Genomic DNA, 10,432 nt, shown 5'->3' on the forward strand with positions numbered 1-10,432 from the left:
CTTAATGGGTTGCTTGCAATTTGAGTCTTTCTGCCAAAAGTGGATGCTCCCGTTACCTCTGAGGTAAAGGAGTCTTAAATGGGCTATTGCTAGGTGGTAAAGTAGGTGGAATTGGGTTAAAGCTAGGTATAGGAGTAGGCACTACTTTTTTGAGGACTGTGATTGCAAATCCTCTTTGCTGGGGTTGTTGCTTACCAGATATATCATTGACTAGCAGTCCGATTTGAGCGGGGAAGGCTTGATTTACTAGAAACTTCGTTGAACCAACTGCTGGAACGTCATTGCCGTATGGTAGAAGTTTAACCTGAATATTTTCTCCCTCTACTCTCCAACTCAAAATAGCAGATGTTCCTTCATTGAGAACCAAATTTGGTTGCTCACTACCGTTAATTTTGAAATAGACAATCTTAAATGGTTTAGGTAATATTATAATTTTTGATTCAGCTTTTTTAGAACTAATTTTGTCGCTTCCATTGTTAGAAACAGCTTTGATTTCAAATGTAAAATTTCCCACTTTATTTGCTAATAAAGGAATATTTTTACATTGCAGTTGTTGATTTTGTTGTATACATAGTTTTTTAAGTTTAGGGTCTGTAATATTGCCTTGATTAAATTTATAAGTAACTGGTTCACCATAAGATGTACCATCATCTGCATTGCCAACAACTTGTAGTTGTGACAGCAATAATGGACGTGCAATTGTCCAACTAAAAAGAATATTTTCACCTTTTGTGTACTGGGGCTTATCTAGCTGAAAATTAACTACTGATGCAATTGGTTTTTCTGCAATTTCTACTTGGGTAGTTTGCGCTGCTACTTGGTTAGTTCGGGAAAATATTTGTATACCATTGCGATAAAAGGCTTGTAATTCAAAAGTGTAATTACCTTTTGTTTTCACTCCAGTTTTGACGTTGCTACAAATTAACTCTTGTTTATCTTGTACCTGACAAGGAGGGATTTGATTAGCACTTCCTTTACCCAGTGTTTCAGGAATGCCATTGCCAAAGTCATAAGTAATCGGCTGAATAGGTTGGGAACCTTTAGCCGTCAGAACTAACTTTTGTAACTGTTTATATTGATGAATTTCCCAGTTTAAAGCGACCTCATCACCTTCAGTAATTTGAGAGTCATTTGCACTAAAATTTTCTAATCTCAAAGGATCGGGGTTTAAAATTCGCCAAATGATAAATCCTATCCCTCCCAATAACCCCAAAATGGCCAAAATTAATAGAAGAAATTGCCACCAAGGGCGGGGTTTCCATACTAAAGTTCCTTGAGGCAGTGTGTTCGGTAGGGGTAAATTTTGTTGGTCTTTGATATCGAGTTGAAAATTGATCGCTAGCCCCGCACCAAACCACGGTCGTCGCCACCAAGGTTTGGGTTTGACTGTCAAATTAGCCACAGCACTTCTATTGGGTAATAATCTGACTTCCGTAGGATCGAATTTGTAAGTATATAGTTCTTCTTCGTCTCGACTTTTTAAGTTTAATATCAGTTCGCGGACAATATTGCCCTGGTTAGCGAGTGATAATTCGTACTTGCCAAGACTACGGCTAACTTGTCCCAAGATGGTATTAAGTTGTATATCTAAGCGATAATTTGTCGGAATTTGGATATACACCAAATCTAGCAGTACTAAGTCTGGAGAGTTTTCTGAATACAAGCGGATTGTCGGCGAATAGCTTCCGGCAAGGGTATCTCCAGGTGGGTGAAATTTCAACAATATTTGACCTTGAGTACCAGGATTGAGTTCTAATGCAGTCACGTCAGACACTAATCCTGGCCCCTCAAATCCAGTTGCAGGATAATTAATTGTGAACCAGTCATCGTCTAAATCTGGACAACTCAAGCGGAATCTGTCTACGAGATAAGAGCGATTGTCAACTATTACTTCTACTTGCAGAAGCTCACTAGGATTGAAAATTAACGGTTTGTTGGGGTTGGTGTTAGGTCTAATGGAAAATGTCGGGTCGTTCACCCGAATTGCAGTCTGTTCTTTTAGCAGAACCTTAATTTGGTTTGGGAAGGTTATGGGAGTATCTTGAGGATAATGTAGAGGAGAATCTACGACTAGTGTATAGTCATAGGTTCCTGGGAGAGCATTTGCGGCAATTTGAAACTCAAATTTTACTTCGTCACTATTTTGCCCTGGAGCTAATGCTAAACTTTCTCTGGGAGAACTAGACCAACCAGTTAAATTTTGAAATACTTCGTCAAAAACAAAATATAAGTCAATAACCGCACTTTGATTTCCCTGATTGATTACAACAATATAAAGTTCAATGGTATCTCCTGGCATCCCAAATTGAATTCCAGGTGGGTTGATAATAACTTGCAGTGGATTGAATTTAGCTTGCATGTCATTGATTCCCTTATTTGATGCGGTGTAATTTGACCTGAAAATCTTCACCACCACTGACAATCATGGTTCCTTGATTGGTTTTCAAGTCGATACTATTGATTTTTTTAGAGCTTTGGTAAATTGTTTTACCTTCTGCTGCTGTTGTTTTGTCAAGCTTATGTTCGGGAGTTAAGTACCAAACTACAACTCGTCCATCATCGCCACCACTTACTAAGAGACTACCATCGTCACTAAATGCTAGAGTCCGCACAGATGTTTTTGATGCTGACCAACGGTCTAGTTGCAAACAATTAAGCTCATTGACTTTTTCTAGCGGATTCGGATTTTTGATAGTTTGACACTGATTTAAATCCCAAATAGTAATAAAACCCGCAGAATCAGAAGTGGCCAGGATTCTTCCTGTTGAGTTAGGAACAAAAGCTAATCCCCAAATAAAGTCTTCAGGCCCAACTAATGGGTCTAGTTTTTCTAGATTTTGCACCGATAAATTTGGAAATTGTTTATCAGATTGAGTTTGATTCCACTGCCACAATATAAAACGCTTAAAGTTTCCAGCAATTACTAGAGTTTTTGCATCTGGGCTGAGATTTAATGCCCGGACTTGGAAACCTGAGAGTTTCAATCTACTTTGTACGTCAATAACTTGCGGTTCTGTCAGAAAATCGCTGTTAGGCGCTGGTCTTGACCATAGTCTGACTTTACCGCTGCCATACCCACTGAATAAGTTAAGTGAGTTTGAGGTGAAAGCTAGGTCAAAAACGCGATCGCCTTTTGCTTTAGGATCTTTAAGGTCTTGAAGTTGGCTAATCTTTGTACCTGATGGGACATCTCTAAGTTCAATTACACCATTATCTAAACCAACAGCAGCGCGATTATTTTGTAATGGCATGAAGCGCAAGACTTCTACAGCGTCATCGGTAATCGCCATCAAGCCTTTAGGCTGTTGTGCTTGGTCGCAAGCAAGGGGTTGCCCAGAATATTTTACTGTATCATCAGGGTCTAGGCTATCAGCACCAATTCTCCAAAATCTTAAGGTGCAATCATCTGAGCCACTGACCACAGATAAACCAATGCCACTAAAGCGCACTGAGTTGACAGAACGGGTATGCATTACTCCTGTTGGTTGCAGGATTAATGCGAGGAGTGCGGCTAATAGTGCGATCGCAGCTAATTGTAGCCATAAAGGTATAATTGGCAGAGTCTTGACTTCTAATGTCTGCGTGGCTGGGTCTGTACTCCCTAAACGTTGGTCGGATAATTCCGATTTAGCCTCCAGCAACAAAGTTTTGCCGATTCCCACCCAAGGACGTTTTGTTTTAACATCGAGAATAACTTTACTTGTCTCTCCTAGATGAAGATTGGCGGTTTCGGGAAGCTTTTTAAAACTACATTTTCGCCAGTCTCTACCCTGCACCTGCACATTAATTTCTTGATTGAGATTGCTAGCGTTTTTAAATAGTAATTCAAAGGAAGCTGTATCAGATTTCCAGTCAGGCAACCATGCAGATTTATTGGGAATTTTCAGGTGTTTTTCGGTGGTAGTAAAGTCTATAAAACCCACTGGCAAAACTTCAATATTGCCTTCAGCATTAGTTGGATAACCATTATTGCTAACAGCTTCAATAGTAAAAGGATAATTTTGACTGGGCGCTTGCACTACAGAAGGAGGTTGGCATTGGAATGTAGCTTCTGCTAAACCACCTGGATCTAAGGGTAATCGCCGTTCTGCACTGCCAGTCAGCCAAGACGGATCGACGCCTGTAAAACGTAGCATTACCTCAGTTGGTTGTTGCCCCAAGTTCCGCACCCGTACTGGTATATCGATAGAATTGCGAGGATAAACTTGGAACTCTCGTACAGGCAATTCTACACTTAAATGTGTTGGTCTGTTGTCTCGCTCGATTTTCAGGCGTAGCACAAGTCTGGACTGTTGTGCTAATTGCGGTGAAAAAATGTTTACCATCAGGTTGACAGTACCAACAAATCCCGGCATGGGTGTATTGAATACGAAAACTTGGAAGATGGTACTACTGCCCGGTGGCTTGGCTGCCGCTACCTCTGGTTCGAGTCTATACCAGCGATATCCTGTGTTGCGGATTTCTCCCGCCGCAGTAATTTCTATCTGAAAATTGACGAAGCGATCGCTGTCATTATTGACAGTTACCTCAAATGATACAGGAGTATCACCTGGACGAAAGGTTAGGTTTTGAGTAGAAAGGCTGGCATTAATAACACTTTTTTCCATGTTATTACTTATAATATTTTTTTATATTCTGCATGACTAGCGCTATTAAAAAATTAATGTCTCGTGAAAACGTGACAATAGGTTTTTTGCTTTGATTATTGAAATTTATATACTATTAAATATTGTGTAATAAATTGGCCAATTTATAAAAGTCATTTTCAAAGGCGATCGCTAATAGAGATATGAGCTAAAAAGAATGTAGAGACACAGCACTGCTACGTCTCTACAAAGGTTCTGGATAACGCATATTTAATTTATTTTTTGGATATCATCTCTTGGCAACGCCTTAACTCAAATTAAAATCGTTGCCCAATTCCTAGATGCACTTTGCTTTCTCCCTGGTCGTTAATGCCATAGTCAGCCCGAATTAAGCCTAGTGGTGAATTTAATCGCACTCCCGCCCCATAACCAAAACCATAACCTGGTTTATCCCGTACACCTGCCGGATCTCCTAATACAGTATCACCAGAACCTAAATCTGAGGCGAAGTCAGCAAATAATACACCGCCGACGATTGGTAAAACGGGAAAACGGTATTCTGCCGAAGCCAACACGTAACTGCGACCACTAGCAACTTCGCCAGAATCGTAGCCGCGCACTGAGTTGGAACCACCCAAGTTAAAACTTTCGTAGGGCGGTAAATTCCCAAGGACGGTACCGGCTTGCAGATTCACCGCAAATACCTGCGGCTGTTTGCTGTTAAATAACTGCACTGGTAAATATTGGCTGTAGTTGGCTTTGAGGCGATTCAGGGAAATATTACCTTCGCCGATGGGTATAGATTGTTCTGTACTCAGACTTAGAACGGAACCTTGAGTTGGATTGATGGGATTATCTCGTTTATCTTTGGTGGCGGTGAAGGATACAGTAGTTAGGTCGTCAATACCAGTTCCACTCGCAGAGAGGGGATTGCCCTGAACGTCAGTTGGGGTAACATTACCTTGGCGATCGCGAATACTAGTTCGGGTATAGTTTAATCCTAATGAGGTATTCCAATCATCAATTGGTCGCTGCAAGCTGACACCACCGCCAATTTGACCTTCTCGCACTTTATCGCCGTTAGCTAGCTTAATCTTGTCATCAAAGGTTTCCGAAAGTTCCTGACTACGAAAACCATTTACAGTGTAGCCCAAGCGATCGGGGTTAGTTATCCGATAGGGACTGACAAATTTGCTATTAAACTGCAAGTCTCGGCTACTTACACCAACATTCACACCTAAAGTATCATTCACACCGCCGACATTCTGATCTTGATAGCTGATTGTACCTACCAATCCTTGATCGGCATTGTAACTACCACCCAAGTTAACACCACGCGCCCCAGTTTCTTTGAGTTGGTAGACTAAATCAAGTTTTGTCGCATCACCTTCTAAAGCCACATTCACACTTTCAAATAAACCAGTCCGATATAGCTGTTGGATGTCTTGTTTAACGACATTTTCTTGGAAAATTTGACCGGGTTTCAATTTGAGTTGTTGTTGTAAGAAATCTGCTTTGGTGCGTCCTCCGACGGGATTTCCCTTGCTATCAACGGTTTTACCCTCATCGTTGACAAAGCGAAATTTGATATCACTCACCAAACCTTCAGCAACATTCACAGTGAGAATGCCTTGAGAACTGGGTTTAATTGATAGCACCCGTGCTAAGTTATAACCATTGTCAGCGTACCACTTGTTAATTTGTGCTACAGCTTGTTGCAGTCCACTGGGACTAATGGTGGTTCCAATCTGAGATTGCAAACGTTGTTGGGCGACTTGATAGGTAAGTACTTTAGCACCAGATAATTGCAGCGATCGCACAATCGCTGGTTGGACTTGGTATACTACATTCAATCCAGCCTGAGTGCTAAAGCTATTCACACTGACACTACTAAATAAACTTGTATTTAAAATTGCTGTTACATCTCTTTGTAGCTGGCTTTGACTGGTTTCTCCACCCACCTGGGTTTTAATTACCTGGCGAATGATTTGCTGTAATTCTTGATTGGCTCCCACCACCTGTACATCTGTAGCTCTGACTACCAAATCGCCTTCAGTAGCAGGAGTTTTGGGGGATGAAGGGGAAAAAGAGGGAGTGGGAAGAAGCGTTACTGATGAATTTCCCTTGTCTGTTGATTTTAGGACTACTGGGGAATTTTTGTTTGCACCTGTTTGCACGGCGACAGGATTTTGGGAAAATTGTTGTGCAACTATAGTTTCTGGGGAAGCAATTGTCTCTACCCGTGCGGGAGTGTCTTCAATTATCGGTACCACCAAGTTACCAGCTTTTGCAGTTGGAGTAACGGTTTTAGCAGGTGCAGCCGTTGCTTGCTGAGTAATATTGCCAGTAGCTAATGTAGCTAATGTAAAAATAGCAGTAGCAGAAACTCGCATAAATATTTAACCTAATTAACTGGGAGTTATACTAATTTTGGATTTTAGATTTTAGATTTTTGATTAAAAGTATTGACCAAAAGGCTGTTCTAGAAATTTCAAACAATTACATTCCTATCCAAAATTGGTATTAGTTGTAGGGAAGTAAAGGAATAGGGAAATACTAACTTCCAGCTTCCTTGTCGATTTCCCTATTTATACCTCTTACCCAAACAGACAGTTAATTTTGATATTTTGTTTCTTATGAGTAATCTATCTCGGTCATCTTTAGCTTCTAATTCCCAATCAGCAACTTCTCCTTTGCGGTTACTTGTATTAAGTAATGGTCATGGGGAAGATATGATTGCACTTCGGATTTTGCAAGAACTCCAACGACAACCAAACCCACCAGAGATATTTGCTTTGCCTCTGGTGGGTGAAGGACGTGCTTATGAACAGTTGGATATCCCCTTTATCGGTTCAGTCCTGAATATGCCTTCTGGCGGCTTTATTTATATGGATGGCCGCCAATTAGCGCGGGATGTACGCGGTGGTTTATTGCAACTTACCCTCAGCCAAATTAAAGCTATCCGCCGTTGGGTAAGTTCTCAAAAAAAATTAGGTAATAGAAGAGCGATTTTAGCAGTGGGAGATATTTTGCCACTGTTGTTTGCAACATTTAGTGGCGCTAATTATGCTTTTGTCGGTACGGCAAAATCTGAATATTATGTGCGAGATGAAGCTGGATTATTACCACGAAAATCTAAAGACGCTGGTTGGGAAAACTTTTCTGGTTCAGTTTACCATCCTTGGGAACGTTGGTTAATGAGTCGTCGCCGTTGTAAGGCTGTGTTCCTGAGAGATGCGCTGACAACAGAAACATTAAAGCAATGGCCAATTCCAGCTTTCTATTTGGGTAATCCGATGATGGATGGTCTAGAATCAAGGTTTTCACGCCAACAATTTTATAGTCAGAATATCCAACAGCAAGAGACAGTTCGACCTTTTGTAGTGACTCTTCTTCCTGGTTCTCGTCCGCCAGAAGCATACACCAACTGGGAAACAATTATGATTGCCGTATCTGCATTGATGACCAGTTTTCAACAGCGAGATTCAATCTTTTATAGTTCTAACAAATTAGTGTTTTTAGGTGCGATCGCTCCTGGTTTAGACTCTAGTATTTTATCTCAAAGTGTGCAATCCCAAGGCTGGCGCGCTGAATCAGCATCTCCTATCCAACTGAGCGATCCAAATGTCTTGACATTTAGACAGAGAAATGCTCATCTACTATTAACACAAAAAGCTTATAATGATTGCTTGCATTTGGGAGATTTAGCGATCGCAATGGCAGGTACAGCCACAGAACAGTTTATCGGTTTAGGCAAACCTGCGATCGCAATTCCCGGTAATGGCCCACAATATAACCTTGGGTTTGCTGAATCTCAAAGTCGTCTTTTGGGATCGTCTTTGATTTTAATCGAGCAACCGGCAGATGTAGCGAAGGTTGTACAATCCCTGTTTAAAAACCCTGATAATTTGCAAATTATTGCTGAAAATGGTGGGCGACGCATGGGCAAACCAGGAGCCGCACTACGTATTGCTAATTGCTTGCGGGAAAAATTGGGATAATGAGGTATTGGGCAAAACAGTATTGAGTGTTGTTAGCTTTCTTTGAAACCTTGAGCCAGTGCTAAGTTAGGAGTTAGGAGTTAGGAGTTATTCTCCTTATCTCCCCATCTCTCCCTTGTCTCAATTCCTTACGCTACTAATCCAGAACGTAAGGCCCTGACAGCAGCTTGGGTACGGTCATCAGCACATAGTTTATTTAGAATATTACGAACGTGGGTTTTTACAGTACCAACTGTAATATAAAGTTTCTCGGCAATTTGACCATTGCTACACCCAGCGACAATCAACTCTAGGATTTCCAGTTCCCGTTGAGTCAGAGGGTATGTTTCCAAAACTTGCTCGTATTCTGTCGCCAGCGCTTCAATTTTTACAGTCTTCGGCTTGTCAGAACTTTGACTTTCTCCAGGAATACCTTGGCGCATCTTCCGCAATACCACGTTGGCAATTGCCGGATCGATCCAAGAGTTACCGCCGTGAGTTGCTTGAATTGCCTCAGTTAATTTACTGATGCTGGTTTCTTTCATATAATAAGAATCAGCGCCAGCGGCGAAGGCTGCAAGTACAGCATCCTCTGTATGATCCATTGTCAAGATCAGAATCTTCGTAGTAGATTGCCCATTTTCAGCCTGGGAGCGTTTGAATTTCCGAGTGAGTTCGATGCCATCCATATCAGGCAAGCCGATATCTACTACCGCTACATCTGGTTTTGCCGTTTCTAAAAGTTTTAACCCTTGAGTAGCATTTGCCGCTTCCCCAATTACTTTCAATGCACTATGAGACTGTAATGCTGCTCGTAGTCCCATTCGCGTTAAGTCATGATCTTCAATTAAAATAATACTAATTTCATTCATCGCTACACTCGCTCTTGCACTGTTTGCATCTTTCAAAGTATTGCCTTTTGTAACTATTATCTATTATTTTCCCAAACTCAGGATAGATGATATTTCAACCTGTCTGCATCCACCGATAGAAATAACAATTGGTCAAAATTTTTACATTGACATAGAGGACAAATCTAGCTGAAGATATATAGATACTTACACAAAAAGTATGAAATATTGAAACGAATGCCAAATTGCTCTTCCTTGACAATCGTTTAGCTTTGAGTTGTCATTGTTCCATCCGTTAATTAGTATGATTTTGGAGCAAACTTTAAAAAAAGCTTACGAAAATGAAAAAATTACACCGTGTGAAAGTTGCTTTACGAGAAAGTAAAAGATGGTTGCGAAGGATTTTTAATCAAACCTTTGGATTCATCCGATTGATAGAGCCAATAGAGATCCTCATGGAAGGGAATCAGCCAGCGTTAAAATTTACTAAAATCAGAAACAGCAAAGTAATTCGTAGTCCTTTGTAACAAACTTGTCCGTCTGACTTTTCACAAGATATGATATAAGCCGCTCTGTGCTAACCTCTGCCCTTTTAGGTTTTAAATTTTGCCTAACTTTTGTCGGGAACTTTTCTTTGGAATTAAGCTTTGGTCATTTTGCGAACATCTATAAGTTCGATATACCTGGATAAATACTAACACAGATGTGGCGATCGCTAAGAAAATTGTTGAAATTTCAGGAGGTAGGATTACTTCAGATTCACAAATAGCTATAGATATTACTTTTTTATTTATCTAGTCTAACTAACCTGATAGGTAAAACAGTTCAAGCTTATGGTACACGATAATGGGATGCAACTCTCACCAATGACTGACGACGGTGGCTTTCTCACTCATCTACAATTGTTTTAAGCTTGGTAAAGTATTTTATTTTACTTTATATCAACGGTGTCTGCTTGTTAATTACGCCTAATGTGAATTAGGAAAAAAGGCGGGAGAAGTAAGAAGATGAAAGT

At 40.6% G+C, this 10,432-nt stretch carries 5 protein-coding genes; 1 reads left to right on the forward strand and 4 read right to left on the reverse strand.

Translation table 11 applies throughout. The features are described 5' to 3' along the window. Positions 1-52 precede the first annotated feature (52 nt). From RM368_RS36795 to RM368_RS36805, 3 genes are all read right to left on the reverse strand, one after another. On the reverse strand, positions 53-2,359 hold the full coding sequence (locus tag RM368_RS36795; RefSeq protein WP_322698635.1) for a hypothetical protein: 2,307 nt from the start codon (positions 2,357-2,359) through the stop codon (positions 53-55). A 13-nt stretch (positions 2,360-2,372) separates the two neighbouring features. Then, positions 2,373-4,607, reverse strand: coding sequence for a hypothetical protein (locus tag RM368_RS36800; protein WP_322698636.1), 2,235 nt, complete (start codon positions 4,605-4,607; stop codon positions 2,373-2,375). Between the two features lie 296 nt (positions 4,608-4,903). Further along, positions 4,904-6,979, reverse strand: a complete 2,076-nt coding sequence (locus RM368_RS36805) for an outer membrane protein assembly factor (protein WP_322698637.1) — start codon at positions 6,977-6,979, stop codon at positions 4,904-4,906. Between the two features lie 243 nt (positions 6,980-7,222). Here RM368_RS36805 and RM368_RS36810 point away from each other — a divergent pair, with 243 nt between their 5' ends. Then, positions 7,223-8,587: a lipid-A-disaccharide synthase-related protein gene (locus tag RM368_RS36810; protein ID WP_322698638.1), complete on the forward strand. Its 1,365-nt coding sequence runs from the start codon at positions 7,223-7,225 to the stop codon at positions 8,585-8,587. 128 nt (positions 8,588-8,715) lie between these two features. Here RM368_RS36810 and RM368_RS36815 read toward each other — a convergent pair whose 3' ends face one another. Beyond that, positions 8,716-9,438: a response regulator transcription factor gene (locus tag RM368_RS36815; protein ID WP_322698639.1), complete on the reverse strand. Its 723-nt coding sequence runs from the start codon at positions 9,436-9,438 to the stop codon at positions 8,716-8,718. Positions 9,439-10,432 lie beyond the last annotated feature (994 nt).

It is taken from the genome of Nostoc sp. DedSLP03 (assembly GCF_034530815.1).
Classification (GTDB): domain Bacteria; phylum Cyanobacteriota; class Cyanobacteriia; order Cyanobacteriales; family Nostocaceae; genus Nostoc.